Here is a 16,655-nt window from a genome sequence, read left to right as displayed (position 1 = left end):
GCCCATCAGCATTAGCCTGGCGGCAGATAAACAGACGGCCGACTTGAGGGTCGGCCGCCGGTTCGGGAAGGTGTGTGAGCTGAAGCGCAGTTAGCGGGGCAGTTTGCCCCATACCCAGCTGAGCAGGGCGCCGCCGATCACCGGCGGAATGGCCAGCAGCAGGGTCCACTGCCAGGAGAGGCCGCCGACGGTGGCAGCCAGTACGATACAGGTGAGCACCACCAGTTGGGCCACCATCATCAGGAAGGTGCCTTCGCGGGGGGTCAGTGTCTCTTTTTGAGTGGCGACGTGAGCTACGGGCGCTTGATTGGTGGTCGGTTTCATGGCGATATCCCTCTGTTGAGTCTGATATCACTAAGCAATGGCCGTTCCACATTTTTTTATGTTATTTATCAGTGATTTGTACTGTTTTTCGTCATTCCCGTTTCGAGAGCGCAGGCAAAATGATTTGCAAAATGAAAACGCCACCCTGAGGTAGCGTCTTGGTTATTGAGAGGGAGAGGGGGAATCGCCGGGTCTAGCCAATCCGGTATTGGCGGATCTGCTCGTCGATGGCTTTGGCCAGTTCGAACAGTTCGCGGCTGGCAGCATTGCTCTCCTGCGCGTGTTCCCGCTGGTGTTCGGCCACCATGGCCAGCTCGTCAAGCGCCGTTCTGGCTTGCCCCATCTGTTGATTCTGCGCCTGCGCCAGCGCGCTGATCTCGTTGATCTCGAGGGCGGTCTGGTTGATCTGGCTGGTGGCATCAACCAGCACCTCTCTGGCCTGATTCATCCGGTTGTATCCCTCTTCGCTCAGGTTGCGGGAGTCTGCCATCGAGCTGCTGGCCTGCCGGGTTCCCTCCTGCAGGCGCAAGATAAGATCCTGCACATCCTTGGTGGCGGTCTGGGTACGCACCGCCAGCTGGCGTACCTCGTCGGCCACCACCGCAAAGCCCCGTCCCATATCCCCTGCCCGAGCCGCTTCGATAGCCGCATTGAGGGCGAGCAGGTTGGTCTGGTTCGAGACATCGCGGATGAGGTTCATGATCTGGGTGATGTTGTTGCTGTCTTTCACCACCTCATCGAGCAGGGCCGAGGAGCTGCCGATGCTGCTGCGCAAGCTGTCGAGTTGCGCGGCGCTCTGGGTCACATCCTGCTCGATGCTGAGCATATGGTTGGCGATGCGTTGGGTCACGTCGTTGACCCCTTCAGAGCGGCTGGCGATCTGCTCGGCGTTGTCACCGATGGTGGTGACCACAGTGGTCAGCTCCTGAATGCTCTGGGCCTGCTGGCACGCTTCTCCTGCCAGTGCCTGGGCCTGCTGCATGGATTGGGACGACTGGGCGGAGAGGGCGCTGCCTGACTGCTGGAAGCGGGAGAAGCTCTGGTTCAGGCTCTGGATCAGCCGATTGAAGCTTTGGGCCATCAGCCCCAGCTCCGACTCGTCAGAGAAGTCGAGGCGGGTCGCCAGATCCCGATCGGCGGTGATGTGGTGCATGCCATCGGCAGCCTGACGAATGGGGCGACTGATGGAGTGAGCCAGCCAGGCGGAGGCCAGCATGGCGATCCCGCCGATGGCGAGCGACACCATGATGATCAGCTGGCGGGATTCCTGCAGTCCCTCTTCCAGCTCGGCGCTGTTGATCTCGCCAATCAGCAGCCGGTTGAGGGTGGGGATGTAACGCACCGCGATGAGGTAGGTTTGTCCCTCCAGCGTTAGCGCCTCTACGGCCACCTGTTCCCGGGCATTGGGAATAAGCCGCTTGACGGTATCGAGGAAGGATTGCTGGTGGTGGGCGGCCCCCTCCACCTCCTGCTCGGGGTGGATCTCGATATTGCCCTCCATGTCCGCCAGATAGACCTGACCGCTCTTGCCGATCCGGTAGCCGCTGATGAGCTTGCTCAGGGCACTCATGTCAATGGAGGTGCCTGCCACCGCCAGAGTCTTGCCCTCGTGGGTGACGGCGGTGTTGATATAGAGGGAGGCTCGCTTGTCAAAATCCGAGATGTCGAGGTTCAGCTCATAGGGTTTGCTGCGTTTGAGAAAGCCGAAAAACCACCCATCTTTCGGGTCTGATTCGCTAAGCGATTTCTGGGCGGTGGGGCCGCCGCTGAAGTTGATCAGGGTGTTGCTCTGGCGGGGGGCGATAAAGACGTTGCCGCCGATCCGCCGTTGCAGATCCTGAAAGTAGCGCTCCATGGCGGGCCACTCTTGCTCTGGCATGCCAGCGGTCAGCCAGTCGATGACAAAACGGTTGCTGGCCAGCGCCTGCGCTTCGGTCAGGTGCTGGATAAGCTGCGCTGTGAGCTGGTTGGCAATGCGATCCACGCTGCTTGGCAGCTCGTAGCGCTCGACCCGCTGCTGGGCCTGACTGTGGGATATCTGCTCGAGGATCAAGGTGATGCAGCTGATGGCGATGGCCATCAGTATCGCCACGCCAGCGAGGATCCGGGTGCGGATCCCGAGCCCTGACCAGAGTGAGTGCAGTGTAAAACGGTGTATCGCCCTCTCCATATCGCTCTCCTCATAAATAAGGTCGCATATGCGACCCAGATGATGATTATAGATAGAGAACTCAATTGCGTTGTGACGGATGGTAACAACAGAGGGCGGCAGAAAAACAGGAGGGAGCAATGAGCGGGGAAGGGGGCAGAAACCGGCAAGGGAAAGCAAAAAAGAGAGGCCGACATTGCGGTCGGCCTCTTTGGTGTTTATCTCAACGGAATGTCGGGTGCCTGATCAATCCTCTTCAGCCCAACGGCGTGAACGCTCAACCGCTTTTTGCCAGCCGCTGTAACGTTTGGCGCGATCGTCTCTGTCCATCTGCGGGATGAACTCGCGGTCCACGCTGAACTTGTCTTCCAGCTCTTCCGAGCTCTTCCAGAAGCCGACGGCCAGGCCAGCCAGGAAGGCGGCGCCCATGGCGGTAGTCTCGATACGGGTCGGACGCACCACGGGGGTGTGCATCATGTCGGCCTGGAACTGCATCAGGAAGTCGTTGGCCACGGCGCCGCCGTCCACCTTCAGGGCCGCCAGCTTGATGCCGGAGTCCTGCTGCATGGCATCCAGCACGTCGCGGCTCTGGTAGGCGATGGATTCCAGCGCCGCACGGATGATGTGGTTGCGGTTCGCGCCCCGGGTCAGGCCGACCATGGTGCCGCGAGCATACGGATCCCAGTAGGGGGCACCCAGACCGACGAAGGCCGGTACCAGGTAGACGCCGTTGGTGTCGCCCACCTTGGAGGCGAAGTAGTCGGTGTCGCGGGCATCGTGGATGATCTTGAGCTCGTCACGCAGCCACTGGATGGTGGCGCCGCCCATAAACACGGCACCCTCGAGGGCATAATTCACTTCCCCTTTCGGACCGATGGCGACCGTGGTCAGCAGGCCGTTGCTGGAGCGAACCGGCTCGGTGCCGGTGTTCATCAGCATGAAGCAGCCGGTGCCGTAGGTGTTCTTGGCCATGCCCTTCTCGAAGCAGAGCTGACCGAACAGGGCAGACTGCTGGTCACCGGCGATGCCGGCGATGGGGATGCGGGCGCCGCCGCCACGGGTGGTGTAGCCATACACCTCGGAGGAGGGCTTCACTTCCGGCAGCATGGACATGGGGATGCCCAGCTCGTCCAGCATGCGCTGATCCCACTTCAGATCGCGGATGTTGTAGAGCATGGTACGGGAGGCGTTGGTCGGGTCGGTGACGTGCACTTCGCCGTTGGTCATCTTCCACACCAGCCAGGTGTCGATGGTGCCGAACAGCAGCTCGCCGTTCATCGCCTTCTCGCGGGCCCCTTCCACGTTGTCCAGGATCCACTTCACCTTGGTGCCGGAGAAGTAGGCGTCCAGCACCAGGCCGGTGTTCTCGCGCACATACTCTTCCAGGCCGCGGGCCTTGAGCTCCTCGCAGATGGCGGCGGTGCGGCGGCACTGCCAGACGATGGCGTTGTAGATGGGCTTGCCGGTGGCCTTCTCCCACACCACGGTCGTTTCACGCTGGTTGGTGATGCCGATGGCGGCAATCTCTTCGCTGCGCAGGCCGGTCTTGGCCAGCACTTCGGTAAAGACGGAGGATTGGGTCGCCCAGATCTCCATCGGGTCGTGCTCTACCCAGCCCGCTTTCGGGTAGTGCTGGGTGAATTCGCGCTGGGAGGTACCGACAATGTTGGCATCCTGATCAAACACGATGGCGCGGGAAGAGGTGGTTCCCTGGTCCAGAGCGACGACATATTTCTTTTCAGCAGACATGATGTTCTCCACGTTTCTATTTTCCACGTTTTTATACGTTGGAGGGGGCCGCTCTTATGCGGCAGCCTCTTCTTTGGCGGTTTGGGTCGCTTGCTCGGTGGTGACGACACGGTTGCCCGGGACGCAGGGAGCCAGCACTTTGACATACAGAGCGGTACCAATCTGGGCGCCAACGATGGGGCCAAGGATCGGAACCCAGAAGTAGGGGTTGTCACGACCACCGGTCAGGGCAACATCACCCCAGCCAGCAAAGAACGCGAACAGTTTCGGACCAAAGTCACGGGCCGGGTTCATGGCAAAACCGGTTAACGGGCCAAGGGAGGCGCCGATCACCGCGATCAGGATACCGATCAGCAGAGCGGCTGCGAAACCTTTGGGGGCGCCATTGTTGTTGTCACCCAGCGCCATGATGCCCAGCATCAGGACGGCAGTGATCACCAGCTCGACGGCAAAAGCTTGCATATTGGTCAGCAGGGCATTGGGATAGGTGGAGAAGATCCCGGCGGTGCCGAGGCTCTCGACGCTGCCGCGCACCACGTTATGGGTCACTTCCCACTGGGTGAAAAGGTTACCATAAAGGAAGTAGACAAGGGCGGCGAAGCAGAAGGCACCGGCCATCTGGGCGATGATGTAGGGTACCACTTTGCGCTTGTCGAACCCGCAGAAGGTCATCAGCGCCAGGGTTACAGCCGGGTTCAGGTGAGCACCTGAAATGCCGCCGGTCACATAGATGGCGATGGCCACACCCAGACCCCAGGTAATGGAGATTTCCCACTGCCCGAAGTTGGCGCCTGCCAGCACCAGTGCCGCCACACATCCGACGCCGAAAAATATCAGCAGGCCGGTTCCGATAAACTCGGCGATGCACTCGCCAAGCAGGGTATTGGGTCTTTGTATGCTCATAACGTTGTTCCTTATATCCACCCGTAGAGGCTTGATGTTCTGTTTTATCTTTTTTGTGTCTATCCGTTGTTGCCGAAAACGTTTCCCTGTTGTTTTTGTGTCTTGCGCAAACGATGTGCTCGTTTTCGCTCGTTATCGGTCGTGACAGAAAATAACCCTTCCCGTTAATTTCACCATCCCCCCGCCATGGGAAATGTGGACAAGATCCCACTCATTGCTAAGAAAATGTGACGTAAAGCAACTCAATTGCTAGTAAATACCACTTATTGGGTAAGCTATATCCCTTGCTGCACAAGGGATAGGGCTTGCTGAGCAATTGCTCATTTGGAGCTTTTTTTTGTAATAAAACTGCAATATTTGAGTATGCATCACAGATTAAATGAGCGTATATGAGCACAATTGGCTCGCTTACGAATCAATGGACTCACATGATTCGTCAGAATGATCAGGGCATCCTCAACCGCCCATAACAACAATAAGGAAGCAGAACATGCTTAGTCTCTTCAGGCCTGCGGCACATATCGACAGGCTCCCGGCTGACAAGGTCGACCCCTTCTACAAACGCATGCGTTGGCAGGTGTTTTTCGGGATCTTCTTCGGTTACGCCGGCTACTATCTGGTACGGAAAAACTTCAGTCTTGCGATGCCCTATCTGATCGAGCAGGGCTTCTCCCGTGGTGATCTCGGTTTCGCGCTCTCCGGGGTCTCCATCGCTTACGGCTTGTCCAAGTTCCTGATGGGGAACGTCTCCGACCGTTCCAACGCCCGTTACTTCCTCTCCGCCGGTCTGCTGCTCTCGGCTGCCATCATGTTCATGATGGGTACCATGCACTGGGCCACCTCCAGCATTGCCATCATGTTTGTGCTGTTGTTCCTGAACGGTTGGGCACAGGGCATGGGCTGGCCGCCCTGCGGTCGCACCATGGTGCACTGGTGGTCACAGAAAGAGCGCGGCGAAGTGGTTGCGGTCTGGAACGTGGCTCACAACGTGGGCGGCGGCATGATTGGCCCGCTGTTTATCCTCGGGATGGGCTGGTTCAACGACTGGCGCAGCGCCTTCTATGTGCCTGCGGCTGCGGCGGCCGCCATCGCGGTGATCGCCTTCTTCGTGATGCGTGATACCCCGCAATCGGTCGGTCTGCCTCCCATCGAAGAGTACAAGAACGACTATCCGAAGGATTACAACGAGAGCCACGAGCAGGAGTTCTCCGCCAAGGAGATCTTCGTCAAGTACGTGCTGCACAACAAACTGCTGTGGTACATCGCGATCGCCAACGCTTTCGTTTACCTCATTCGTTACGGTGTGCTGGACTGGGCGCCAACCTACCTGAAAGAGGCCAAGCACTTCACCGTCGACAACTCCTCCTGGGCTTACTTCCTCTACGAGTGGGCCGGTATTCCGGGCACCCTGCTGTGTGGCTGGATCTCTGACAAGATGTTCCAGGGCCGCCGTGCACCGGCCGGTATCCTGTTCATGGTGTTGGTGACCCTGGCTGTACTGGTTTACTGGTTCAACCCGGCCGGCAACCCGACCATCGACATGATGGCGCTGGTGGCAATCGGCTTCCTGATCTACGGCCCTGTCATGCTGATTGGCCTCTATGCTCTTGAGCTGGCACCGAAGAAAGCAGCCGGTACTGCGGCAGGTTTCACCGGTCTGTTCGGTTATCTGGGCGGCGCCGTGGCAGCCAACGCCATGCTGGGTTATACCGTTGACCACTTCGGTTGGGATGGCGGCTTCATGGTGCTGACCGTCTCCTGCGTGCTCTCCATCATCCTGCTGGCGATGACCCTCAAGCATGAGAACATTGCCGTTGCGGCCAAGAAAGCGGCTGCCCATAAGGCATAAAACGTGATCCTCAGCTTATTGATCCCAAAGGGGATCAGGTAAACTGCCAAAAGGCCCCGCATCTGCCGGGGCCTTTTTTTGTCTCATCATCGGAGTGTAAGCGTGAAGCAAACCCAACGACATCTGGAGATCCTGGACGTCCTGACGCGGCAGGGATTTGTCTCGACCGACGATCTGGTGACCCACTTTGACGTCAGCCCCCAGACCATTCGCCGGGATCTGAACGATCTCGCCGAACAGAACAAGATCCGGCGCCATCATGGCGGTGCCTCCCTGCATTCGAGTACCGTCAATACCGCCTACAGCGCCCGTAAAGTGATGCAACTCAAGGAGAAAGAGCGCATCGCCCGCGAGGTCGCGGCCAATATTCCCGACGGCTCATCGCTCTTTATCGACATAGGCACCACCACCGAAGCGATTGCTCGCGCCCTGCTCGATCACCGCGAGCTGCGCATCGTCACCAACAACCTCAACGTGGCCAGCATTCTGACGGCCAAGGATGACTTCACCGTCATCATTGCCGGCGGCGAGATCCGCAACCGCGATGGTGGCATCGTGGGGGAGGCGACCCGCGACTTTATCGGTCAGTTTCGCATGGACTATGGCGTCATCGGGATTTCGGGGATCGACAACGACGGCTCCCTGCTCGATTTCGACTATCACGAGGTGAAGATCGCCCAGGCCATTATCGCTCACTCCCGTCAGGTGTTCCTGGCCGCCGACCACACCAAGTTTGGTCGCAATGCCATGGTCAATCTGGGCAATCTCAGCCAGATCCACGCCCTCTTTACCGATCAGGAGCCACCGGAAAAGCTGACGCGATTGATGGCGCAACACCAGATCGCCTGCCACATCTGCTAACGGCGAAACACGCCAAGGCTGTGCCGGTCGCCCGTCAGGGCGGCCTCCTTTATCTTTATCTCCCCTAGCTCCGCACTCATCTCACCCCTTTATAGGTATTGCAAAAACCACTATTCAATCTGGTTTTTTTGGCTATCAATCCGCCGATTTTGGCCCGACGCCATTGGCTCCGCTGACCTGTCCCCTTTGCCACCTCTGGCGGGCTGTGGCGATCACACTTTCGCCATAAAATGTTCGTTTGTTGTATTTTCATGTTCTAAAATGAGCGAAATCAAACATTGCTGTTATAGCAATCATAAAAATGAAAGTAGGTGAACATGAGCGAACATTATGATCTGGTCGTCGTCGGTGGCGGCATCAACGGGGTCGGCATCGCAGCCGATGCGGCAGGACGGGGTCTGAAGGTTGCCCTGTTTGAGGCGCAAGATCTCGCCTCTGCCACCTCGTCCAACTCCAGCAAGCTGATCCACGGCGGTTTGCGCTATCTCGAGCATTACGAATTCCGGCTGGTGAAAGAGGCGTTGGCGGAGCGGGAGGTGCTGCTCGGTATGGCGCCCCACATCGCGCGTCCCATGCGTTTTCGCCTGCCGCACCGTCCACACCTGCGTCCGGCCTGGATGATCCGTGCCGGTCTGTTCCTCTATGACAATCTGGCCAAGCGCGACAAGCTCAAGGGGAGCTGCGGCGTGCGCTTTCTGCCGCAAGATGGCTTGACCGCGGGGATCAACAAGGGATTTGAATACTCGGACGCCTGGGTCGACGACGCCCGGCTGGTGGTGCTCAATGCCATGATGGCCCGTGACAAGGGGGCCGACGTGCAGACCCGCACCCGTTGCATCAAGGCGGTGCGCGGTTCCAAACACTGGACGCTCACTTTGGAGCGGGAAGGGGGCGAGCAGTTCACCGTCACCTGCCGTGGTCTGGTCAATGCCGCGGGCCCCTGGGTCAAGACCTTCTACGACGAGAGCCTGCACGAGAAATCCCCCCGCGGCATTCGCCTTATTAAAGGCAGCCACATGATAGTGCCGCGCATCCACGAGCGCGAAGAGGCCTATATCCTGCAAAACGAAGATAACCGTATCGTCTTCGTCATCCCTTATCAGCAGGACTACTCCCTTATCGGCACCACGGATGTGGAGCACCACGGCAGCCCGCGGGAAGCGAAGATCAGCGAGGCCGAGATCAATTACCTGTGCAAGGTGGTCAACGCCCACTTCACTCGTCAAATTGCGCCGCAAGATGTGATCTGGACTTACGCCGGGGTGCGCCCGCTCTGTGATGACGAGTCAGATTCACCGCAGGCGGTGACCCGCGACTACACCCTCGAACTGTCTGGCGAGTCTGACGGTGCGCCGCTCTTGTCGGTGTTTGGCGGCAAGCTCACCACCTATCGGAAGCTGGCGCAGGCCGCCTGCAACAAGCTCAAGCCTTGGTTCAGCCAGATGGGGGATGACTGGACGGCGACCAGCCGTCTGCCCGGCGGCGAGTTTGACTGCTCGGTGCGCGAGCTGGCCCGCGCCTTTGCGCTGGAGTTTGACTGGCTCGATGATCGCAGCGCCCTGCGTATTGCCGAGGCCTATGGAGCCCATGCCCGTCTTTGGCTGAAAGAGGAGCGCGGCATTCACTTCGGTGGCGGCCTCTACGAGTCGGAAGTGCGTTATCTCATCGAGCGGGAGTGGGCCTGTTCACTGGAGGATATCCTCTGGCGCCGCAGCAAGCTGGGGCTGCGCCTGAACGACTCAGAGCAGCAGATGCTGCAGATCTGGCTCGACCAATACCATCAGGCTCTGCGCAAGGCGAGCTGATGGGTGACGGTGGGCAGTGCGCTGCTGCCCACCGCTTTCCACCGTAAATATGCAACAAACCTCTGATAGAACAATTACCTACACACAATAATAAAGAGCATCACATATGAAAAAACTCACCGTTTCCCTCATTGCGTTAAGCCTTGGGGCATCCCTCTCATTACCTGTTCTGGCCGCCGATGAAGGCAAGATAGTGATTGCTCACCGGGGCGCTTCCGGCTACCTGCCCGAGCACACCCTGGAGTCCAAGGCATTGGCCTACGGCATGGGTGCCGATTATCTGGAGCAGGATCTGGTGATGACCAAGGATGACCAGTTGGTGGTGATGCACGATCACTTCCTCGATGGCATCACCGATGTGGCCGAGCGCTTCCCCGGCCGGGCCCGCCCGGATGGTCGCTACTATGTGGTGGATTTCACCCTGGATGAGGTGCGTTCCCTGCGTATGACCGAACCGTTCCAGCTGGTGGATGGCAAGCAGATGCCGGTCTATCCGGCGCGCTTCCCGTTGTGGAAGTCGAGCTTCAAGATCCACACCTTCCAGGAAGAGATCGAGATGATCCAGGGGCTCAACAAGAGCACCGGCAAGAACATCGGGATCTACCCGGAGATCAAGGCGCCCTGGCTGTTCCGTCACGAAGGCAAGGATATCTCCAAGGCGGTGCTGAAGGTGCTCAAGGAGTACGGCTACACCGGGAAGGATGACAAGGTCTATCTGCAGTGCTTCGATGCCGATGAACTCAAGCGCATCAACAGCGAGCTGATGCCCGCCATGGGTATGGATCTGAAACTGGTGCAGCTGATGGCCGAGACCGACTGGAACGAGACCATGGTCTACGACGCCAAGGGCAAGGCGACCCCCTACAACTATGACTGGATGTTCAAGCCGGGGGCGATGAAAACCATCGCCAGCTATGCCGAAGGGATTGGCCCGTGGAAGCCGATGATCGTCACCGAGCCGGGCACTTTGGGCAAGCCGGTCTTCACCGGCATGGTAAAAGAAGCCCATGCGGCGGGCCTGAAAGTTCACCCCTATACCTTCCGTCAGGATGAGGGGCAGATCCCGGCCTATGCCAAGGACTTTACCGATCTCCTTAACATCTTCCTCTATCAGGCTGATGTGGATGGGGTGTTCAGTGACTTCCCTGACAAGGCGGTGGCCGTCATCAAGGCCCATCAAGATGCGGCCAAATAGAACTCTGGCGCCATTTGAATGCAAAGCGAGGCCAATTGGCCTCGCTTTTTGTTTCAGGCTCTTGCAACGGGAGTGTGCGTCCTGTCAGAAAATAGCCAGATCACGTCATGGTGTGCCGGATCTGCATCATTTTACGCAGTTTTTACGTAGCAGATCGCTGGCATGAAATCGGCAGAGCGGTTAGTCTAGCGGCGTTGAACCAACCCCATGAGGTACAGATGAAAACCGTATTGCGTTTTAGCCTGCTGGGCGCCTTGTTGCTGGGTGGCCATGCCTTCGCCGCCGAGCCGAAAAAATTTGATATCAGCATGTTCCCAGCCGCTGACGTGAATCAGGAACGTGTGGTGATCCGCCTGCCTGAAGTCGAAAAAGAAGCCGACATGATGGTCGAGCTGCAGGTCGGCAAAAAGATGATGGTTGATTGCAACGTACCGCGTTTTGCAGGCAACCTGGAACAGCACAGCGTCAAAGGCTGGGGCTACAACTACCTGAAACTGGGCAAGGTCTCCGACCCCATCAGCACCCTGATGATGTGCCCGGATAACCAGCAGAAAGAGACCTTCGTCCAGATCTACGGTCAGGGCTTCTTCGTGAACTACAATTCAAAACTGCCGTTCGTGATCTACGTGCCGCAGGAGTATGAAGTGCGCTACCGTCTGTGGCGTGCCGACAACCTGGCTCAACCGGCCATGATTGAGTAAGCATGTTTGAACCAAGGGTTCAGCTGGTTCACCTGATGTGACAAATAAAGCGCCGTATGGCGCTTTATTTTTGCCTGCGTAACCCCAAAAGTGACGTGTAAATGGGTTGCACATTTACATAAGTTTATTATTTATCAACGTTTTTTGCGTGTTATGCCACAAAATCGGCGTCAGCGATGGGGCAAACTGACTTCGATAAAAGATATTTATTAACATAGTGAGAAAATTGATTTTGCACTCGGCGATGGCCTGATGATACTTGCCCGCAAAGGTCAAACTAACCAGAAAAAGAGCACTATGAGCTTCGAATCAGACAAGCGTTTCAACGACTTCAAACATTTTCCCCGTGGCCTGCGTCGCAGTGGCGAATTCACTGTGGCCGAAGCGGACAGTCTGGAAAAGTATGGTACCGCCATGCTGGCACTCTACCAGGGCAACCTTGCACCCCGTGACGATGTCGAGTCCGCCTTCGTCGAGCAGGTCAAATCCGGCGCAGCCGGTGCCAACCCCCATGCCAAGGTGTGGTTCAAATACCTCAAGGTGATCGGTCCCAAGCGCGTTCATCGCCTCTGCACCGTCGTTGGCGGCGCCAGCGAAGAGAGTAGCGGTGGCGGCAGCTTTGATGTCGGTGGTGGCAGCGGTGGTGGCAGTGACGAGTCCATCGATTAATGGATACCGAGCTGCTTCGGACCTTTATCGAGGTGAGCAAGACCCGGCACTTTGGCCGGGCTGCTGAAAATCTCTACCTGACCCAGTCGGCGGTGAGTTTCCGGATCCGCCAGCTAGAGCAGCAACTGGGTGTCAGTCTGTTTGCACGTCATCGCAACAATATCCGTTTGACCGCATCCGGTGAGCGTCTGCTGCCCTATGCAGACGCCATCTTGCACACCCTTGGTCGTGCCAAGCAGGATGTGGCGCTCTCGCCAGGATTCAGCCAGCAGTTGGCCATCGGCGCGCCCGCGGTGTTTTGGGAGCTCGATTTCAACGACTGGCTCAATCACATCTATGCACTGGCGCCCGGTTTGGCGGTACGGCTGGAAACGGCTTCCCGTGAGCACCTCTGCCGTCAGTTGCTGGAGCGCTCCCTCGATCTGGCCCTGCTCTCCGAGCCCACCAAGATCGATGAGATTGCCCTGCATCCCATCGGTGAGCTGGTGTTCGAGCTGGTGAGCCGGGATCCGGCCGCCAATGCCGACAACCTGATGCAGATACCGCACATCCACCTCGACTGGGGCACCAGCTTCGAGCCGCAACCCAGCCGCTTGCAGAGCCTGCAAAAGACCCCGGTGCTGCACTCCAGCTCCGCCAGCATGGCGTTGCAGTTTGTGCTGGCCAACGGTGGCGCTGCCTACCTGCCACGGCGGATGGTCAGCCCCTTCCTCGAGAAGGGCGCGCTCCATCTGGTGGAGGGGGGGCAGCCGCTGAGCCGTCCGCTCTATCTCGCCTATCTGGAGAAATCCGATCGCCGGGAGCTGATCGATCAGCTGTTGACCCTGCCACTGGGTTGGCACGATGCCGAACTGCGCCTCAACGTCGAATAAGCGTCGAGTGTTATCCAAGGAAGAGCCCACCCCACGGTGGGCTCTTCTGTTTGGGGAAAATTGCAGGGAGCGGGGTCACGTAATTGGCGCGGGAGGCTTGGCGTCATCGGTCTGTAACGGTACCTTTTCAGGCTGTTTATCCGATTGAGCACTGACAGGGATGGATTGTAATTGATCGACTTTAGTCACCCCGAATGGCGGGCACTGGCGCAGCAGTTGCTGAGCCACTCACCTGTGGTGATCCGTGGCCGCCAGTGGCAACCGCTGGTGGGCCTGCTCAAGGATAACCAGCTGCTGCTCGCCCATGGCAGCCACAGCTATGAGCTCACCCCGGCCGGGCGGCGCTATCTCACCCGCGAGCTGATGCTGGCCGAGATCGCCACCGCGCCCCCCGAGCCCGAGGAGTGGTTGCATGCTCAGGGCTGGCAATTGGGGGAGCAGGTCAACGAACGGGTGTTGGCGGCGCTCTATCGCAAGAGCGAGGTGAACTTCACCCCCAACGAGCAGATCGATTTCGAGGACAAGGGGATCCGGCTCTGTGCCGATCAGCTGTTGCGCTTGCGCGCCGCCCAGCCGTTCAGCCTCTTTTTTAGCGGCGGCACCCTGATCGACGCAGCCCCCTGGTTGCAGGCGCTGGGAGAGGTGGCGCTGCCCGAGCGCACCCTGGCGGGTCTTGGCAAGATCCTGTGGGGGGAGGGGAGTATCGAGCGGGTGATCACCACCGACAGCGTCGGCGCCTTTGCCGAGCTGCCTCTTGAACACGGCACCTTGCTGGTGTGGGCTCCCCCATCGGCTCCTCTGGCCTTGCAGCAGGTGGTGGCCGCCGTGCCCCCCAATGTGTTGTGGAGTCATCTCACCGCCCTCGACCCTGCCGGGGTGGATCGGCTGCAGGCGCTGGCCCAGCGCTTGGGTCGTCCGGCCAGCTGGTGGCTGCCCCGTGATCTGGCTCCCATCCTCAGCGCGTATGCCCAACCTTTGACTGAGGCCCGGCCCTGGGAACCGAGCCGGATCCCCAAGCCATTGTTAGCAGTTTGTAGCGGTTTGGTTGAGTCCAATGGTGGCTTATCGGCCGAGGTGTGCGCACTGGCGCCAGCGTGGCATGCCGTTGGTTGAAATTGGCCTGAAAGCGAGCCAAAAAGCGGTTTTCCCCCATTGAACGCGGTGATATAAAGAGTTGACGAAGCGCTCGCCAGATGAGCGCTTTTGTTTATCAAGCCGCTTTGCCACCCAACGAACTCAACGGAATACAGGGAATACCATGTTTGAAAAGGTTGTTGCCGCCCCAGCGGATCCGATCCTGGGCCTGACCGAAGCCTTCCGCGCTGACTCTCGCAGCCACAAGATCAATCTGGGCGTAGGGATCTACAAGGACGAGTCCGGTGCCACCCCCATTCTTCACTGCGTCAAGAAAGCCGAGCAGAAGCTGCTGACCGACGAGAAGACCAAGAACTACCTCGGTATTGAAGGCAATATCGAATATGGCCGCATCGTGCAGCAACTGCTGTTCGGGCAGCACTCTGCGCTGGTTGCCAGCGGTCGCGCCAAGACCGCGCAAGCGCCGGGCGGTACCGGTGCCCTGCGTATCGCGGCCGAATTCGTGGTGCGCAACGGTCTGGCCAAGACCATCTGGATCTCCGATCCCACCTGGGCCAACCACGTCAGCGTATTCCAGGCCGCGGGCCTGACCGTCAAGTGGTACAAGTACTACGACGCCGCCACCAAGGGGCTCGACTTTGCTGCCATGCAGGCCTCGCTGGCCGAAGTGCAGCCGGGTGAGCTGGTGCTGCTGCACGGTTGCTGCCACAACCCGACCGGTATCGACCCCACTAGTGATCAGTGGCGCGCGCTGGCCAAGCAGAGTGCTGCTGCCGGCTGGTTGCCGCTGTTTGACTTCGCCTATCAGGGTTTTGCCCGTGGTATCGAAGAGGATGCCGAAGGCCTGCGCATCTTCGCCGAGTGCCATGACGAGCTGCTGGTGGCGAGCTCTTTCTCCAAGAACTTCGGCCTCTACAACGAGCGGGTCGGCGCCTTCACGCTGGTGAGCGCGACCAAAGAGATCGCCGATGTGGCCTTCACTCAGGTCAAGACCGTCATTCGTGCCAACTACTCCAACCCGCCGTCACACGGCGCCGCTGTGGTCACCGCCGTGGTGAGCGATCCGGCTCTCTATGCCGAGTGGGTCGAAGAAGTGGCTGCCATGCGGGTGCGTATTCGCGAGATGCGCGAATTGCTGGTCGAGAAGCTGGCTACCCTCGGCGTGAGCCAGGATTTCAGCTTTATCCGCGAGCAGAACGGCATGTTCTCCTTCTCCGGCCTCACCAAGGATCAGGTGGAACGCCTCAAGAGCGAATTTGCCATCTATATCGTCGGCTCAGGCCGGATCAGCGTAGCCGGTATTACCCGCGCCAATATCGATCCCCTGTGCGAGGCGATCGCCAAGGTGCTGTAATCGCATTGCCTTGTGCTCTGGCACTATGCCATGAAAAAGCCCGTCACCTTGGTGACGGGCTTTTTTGATCGCCAACGGCTGATCGCCAAACAAGGGTAAGGGCGGCTCAGTGGTGGCGGGCACCTTGCCACAGCTTGCGCAGTTGCAACAGCAGCGCGGTCAGGGCGCCGCCGCTCAGGGCGGTGAGTACCGCCAGCAGCAGGCTGCCGAGCAGGAAGGGGAGCACCAGGGTGGCCGCCTCCTGCTCCAGCCAGTGCAGGGTCCAGCTGAGGTGGAAGGGCTCCGGTGTCTGGTGCAGTACCAGACAACCCGTGCGATAGGCGTAGAGATACATGAACGGCAGGGTCAGCGGGTTGTTGAACCAGACCGCCAGCAGTGCCAGCGGCAGGTTGAGGCTGAATGCCAGCGCCAGACCGACTGCGATGAGCGAGTGCATCGGGATTGGGAACCAGCAGGCGAAGATCCCGGCCGCCACCGCGCCGCTCAGGGCGCGGGTGCCCCCTTGCCAGAGGGTAGGGGCAAGCAGTCGCTCACCAAACAGGGCAAACCACTTCTGCTGGCGCAGGGTATCGGGATCGAGCTTGAAGCGGGCAAACCAGCGACTCAGCATGGGCGGGCCATCTTGCGTTTTTGCCACTGGCGCACCGTGCTGATCCGCCAGAAGGTGCGGATCAGGGTGTAACCGATAAGAGAACTGAGCAGGGCAAGGATCAGCGAGCCCAGCAACAGCGGGGGGGCCACTGTGCCCAGTACCGAGACCAACCAATCCCAGGTGAACTCAATCTCTATCTGCTGCGCTGAATGTCCCAGCAACTGGCAACCCACCAGATAGGCACCATAGAGCAGGGGCGGCATGGTAAAGGGGTTGGAGAGCCAGACCAGCGCCACCGAGAGCGGCAGATTGACCCGGCACAGGATAGCGCCACCGGCGGCCAGCAGCATCTGGCAGGGGAGCGGCACCCAGGCCATGAAGAGGCCCACCGCAAATGCCCCGGCAGCCGAGCGGCGGTTGAGGTGCCAGAGGTTGGCATCGAGCAGCAGTTTGCCGAACAGCCGCAGGTGCTTGTGTTCTTTCAGGGTTTGCTGATCGGGCATCCAGCGTTTAATGAGTTGTTTGGGCATATCGAAA

The 16,655-nt window shown here is 59.0% G+C and carries 15 protein-coding genes; 9 read left to right on the top strand and 6 right to left on the bottom strand.

All coding sequences use genetic code 11. From position 1 onward, the window contains the following. Positions 1 to 90: 90 nt before the first annotated feature. The 4 genes from G5149_RS12130 to G5149_RS12115 form a co-directional block, all read right to left on the bottom strand. A complete protein-coding gene (locus G5149_RS12130) occupies positions 91 to 324 on the bottom strand; it encodes a hypothetical protein (RefSeq protein WP_421212504.1) in 234 nt (77 codons plus the stop codon). A gap of 193 nt (positions 325 to 517) precedes the next feature. Next, positions 518 to 2,494, bottom strand: a complete 1,977-nt coding sequence (locus G5149_RS12125) for a methyl-accepting chemotaxis protein (protein WP_069555018.1) — start codon at positions 2,492 to 2,494, stop codon at positions 518 to 520. Positions 2,495 to 2,719: 225 nt separating this feature from the next. Next, positions 2,720 to 4,222: a glycerol kinase GlpK gene (glpK, locus tag G5149_RS12120; protein ID WP_421212503.1), complete on the bottom strand. Its 1,503-nt coding sequence runs from the start codon at positions 4,220 to 4,222 to the stop codon at positions 2,720 to 2,722. 54 nt (positions 4,223 to 4,276) lie between these two features. Beyond that, positions 4,277 to 5,125 (bottom strand): MIP/aquaporin family protein, encoded by an 849-nt coding sequence (locus G5149_RS12115; RefSeq protein WP_005350866.1) that lies wholly within the window; start codon positions 5,123 to 5,125, stop codon positions 4,277 to 4,279. Between the two features lie 490 nt (positions 5,126 to 5,615). On the opposite strand from G5149_RS12115, the gene glpT reads away from it, so the two are divergent. The 9 genes from glpT (at position 5,616) to G5149_RS12070 (ending at position 15,526) form a co-directional block, all read left to right on the top strand. Continuing rightward, the gene (gene glpT, locus G5149_RS12110) at positions 5,616 to 6,974 is read left to right on the top strand and encodes a glycerol-3-phosphate transporter (RefSeq protein WP_005337540.1); all 1,359 of its coding nucleotides are present in this window, start codon (positions 5,616 to 5,618) and stop codon (positions 6,972 to 6,974) included. A 102-nt stretch (positions 6,975 to 7,076) separates the two neighbouring features. Then, complete coding sequence (locus G5149_RS12105; protein ID WP_005347045.1) at positions 7,077 to 7,835, top strand: DeoR/GlpR family transcriptional regulator; 759 nt, start codon at positions 7,077 to 7,079, stop codon at positions 7,833 to 7,835. Between the two features lie 317 nt (positions 7,836 to 8,152). Continuing rightward, the gene (gene glpD / locus G5149_RS12100) at positions 8,153 to 9,640 is read left to right on the top strand and encodes a glycerol-3-phosphate dehydrogenase (protein ID WP_421212502.1); all 1,488 of its coding nucleotides are present in this window, start codon (positions 8,153 to 8,155) and stop codon (positions 9,638 to 9,640) included. A 106-nt stretch (positions 9,641 to 9,746) separates the two neighbouring features. Continuing rightward, positions 9,747 to 10,835 carry a glycerophosphodiester phosphodiesterase gene (gene glpQ, locus G5149_RS12095; RefSeq protein WP_421212501.1) on the top strand — a complete coding sequence of 363 codons (1,089 nt, stop codon included), beginning with the start codon at positions 9,747 to 9,749 and terminating at the stop codon, positions 10,833 to 10,835. Positions 10,836 to 11,053: 218 nt separating this feature from the next. Then, entirely contained in the window at positions 11,054 to 11,536 is a 483-nt protein-coding gene (eco, locus tag G5149_RS12090) for a serine protease inhibitor ecotin (RefSeq protein ID WP_005337529.1), read from the top strand. A gap of 297 nt (positions 11,537 to 11,833) precedes the next feature. Beyond that, complete coding sequence (maoP, locus tag G5149_RS12085) at positions 11,834 to 12,205, top strand: DUF413 domain-containing protein (RefSeq protein WP_005337527.1); 372 nt, start codon at positions 11,834 to 11,836, stop codon at positions 12,203 to 12,205. After that, complete coding sequence (gene hdfR, locus G5149_RS12080) at positions 12,205 to 13,077, top strand: HTH-type transcriptional regulator HdfR (protein WP_164536511.1); 873 nt, start codon at positions 12,205 to 12,207, stop codon at positions 13,075 to 13,077. Before maoP ends, hdfR begins: the two co-directional genes overlap by 1 nt. Positions 13,078 to 13,248: 171 nt before the next feature. Next, positions 13,249 to 14,190: a hypothetical protein gene (locus G5149_RS12075; protein WP_421212500.1), complete on the top strand. Its 942-nt coding sequence runs from the start codon at positions 13,249 to 13,251 to the stop codon at positions 14,188 to 14,190. 145 nt (positions 14,191 to 14,335) lie between these two features. After that, positions 14,336 to 15,526, top strand: a complete 1,191-nt coding sequence (locus G5149_RS12070; protein WP_219264082.1) for an amino acid aminotransferase — start codon at positions 14,336 to 14,338, stop codon at positions 15,524 to 15,526. Positions 15,527 to 15,632: 106 nt separating this feature from the next. Here the strand turns inward: G5149_RS12070 and G5149_RS12065 are convergent, their stop codons facing one another. Next, a complete protein-coding gene (locus G5149_RS12065; RefSeq protein ID WP_421212527.1) occupies positions 15,633 to 16,136 on the bottom strand; it encodes a DUF2062 domain-containing protein in 504 nt (167 codons plus the stop codon). Continuing rightward, a complete protein-coding gene (locus G5149_RS12060; RefSeq protein ID WP_219264081.1) occupies positions 16,130 to 16,648 on the bottom strand; it encodes a DUF2062 domain-containing protein in 519 nt (172 codons plus the stop codon). The genes G5149_RS12065 and G5149_RS12060 overlap by 7 nt, the downstream gene beginning before the upstream one ends. Positions 16,649 to 16,655 lie beyond the last annotated feature (7 nt).

The sequence above is a fragment of the Aeromonas sp. 600479 genome, from assembly GCF_049175515.1.
GTDB lineage: Bacteria > Pseudomonadota > Gammaproteobacteria > Enterobacterales > Aeromonadaceae > Aeromonas > Aeromonas veronii_A.
This window is presented reverse-complemented; position numbering and strand designations above follow the sequence as displayed.

What these genes read in the sequence shown, in the direction of transcription:
- G5149_RS12130 (WP_421212504.1), bottom strand. Translation starts at nt 324, where the DNA reads ATGAAACCGACCACCAATCAAGCGCCCGTAGCTCACGTCGCCACTCAA.
- G5149_RS12125 (WP_069555018.1), bottom strand. Translation starts at nt 2,494, where the DNA reads ATGGAGAGGGCGATACACCGTTTTACACTGCACTCACTCTGGTCAGGG.
- glpK (WP_421212503.1), bottom strand. Translation starts at nt 4,222, where the DNA reads ATGTCTGCTGAAAAGAAATATGTCGTCGCTCTGGACCAGGGAACCACC.
- G5149_RS12115 (WP_005350866.1), bottom strand. Translation starts at nt 5,125, where the DNA reads ATGAGCATACAAAGACCCAATACCCTGCTTGGCGAGTGCATCGCCGAG.
- glpT (WP_005337540.1), top strand. Translation starts at nt 5,616, where the DNA reads ATGCTTAGTCTCTTCAGGCCTGCGGCACATATCGACAGGCTCCCGGCT.
- glpD (WP_421212502.1), top strand. Translation starts at nt 8,153, where the DNA reads ATGAGCGAACATTATGATCTGGTCGTCGTCGGTGGCGGCATCAACGGG.
- glpQ (WP_421212501.1), top strand. Translation starts at nt 9,747, where the DNA reads ATGAAAAAACTCACCGTTTCCCTCATTGCGTTAAGCCTTGGGGCATCC.
- eco (WP_005337529.1), top strand. Translation starts at nt 11,054, where the DNA reads ATGAAAACCGTATTGCGTTTTAGCCTGCTGGGCGCCTTGTTGCTGGGT.
- maoP (WP_005337527.1), top strand. Translation starts at nt 11,834, where the DNA reads ATGAGCTTCGAATCAGACAAGCGTTTCAACGACTTCAAACATTTTCCC.
- hdfR (WP_164536511.1), top strand. Translation starts at nt 12,205, where the DNA reads ATGGATACCGAGCTGCTTCGGACCTTTATCGAGGTGAGCAAGACCCGG.
- G5149_RS12070 (WP_219264082.1), top strand. Translation starts at nt 14,336, where the DNA reads ATGTTTGAAAAGGTTGTTGCCGCCCCAGCGGATCCGATCCTGGGCCTG.
- G5149_RS12065 (WP_421212527.1), bottom strand. Translation starts at nt 16,136, where the DNA reads ATGCTGAGTCGCTGGTTTGCCCGCTTCAAGCTCGATCCCGATACCCTG.
- G5149_RS12060 (WP_219264081.1), bottom strand. Translation starts at nt 16,648, where the DNA reads ATGCCCAAACAACTCATTAAACGCTGGATGCCCGATCAGCAAACCCTG.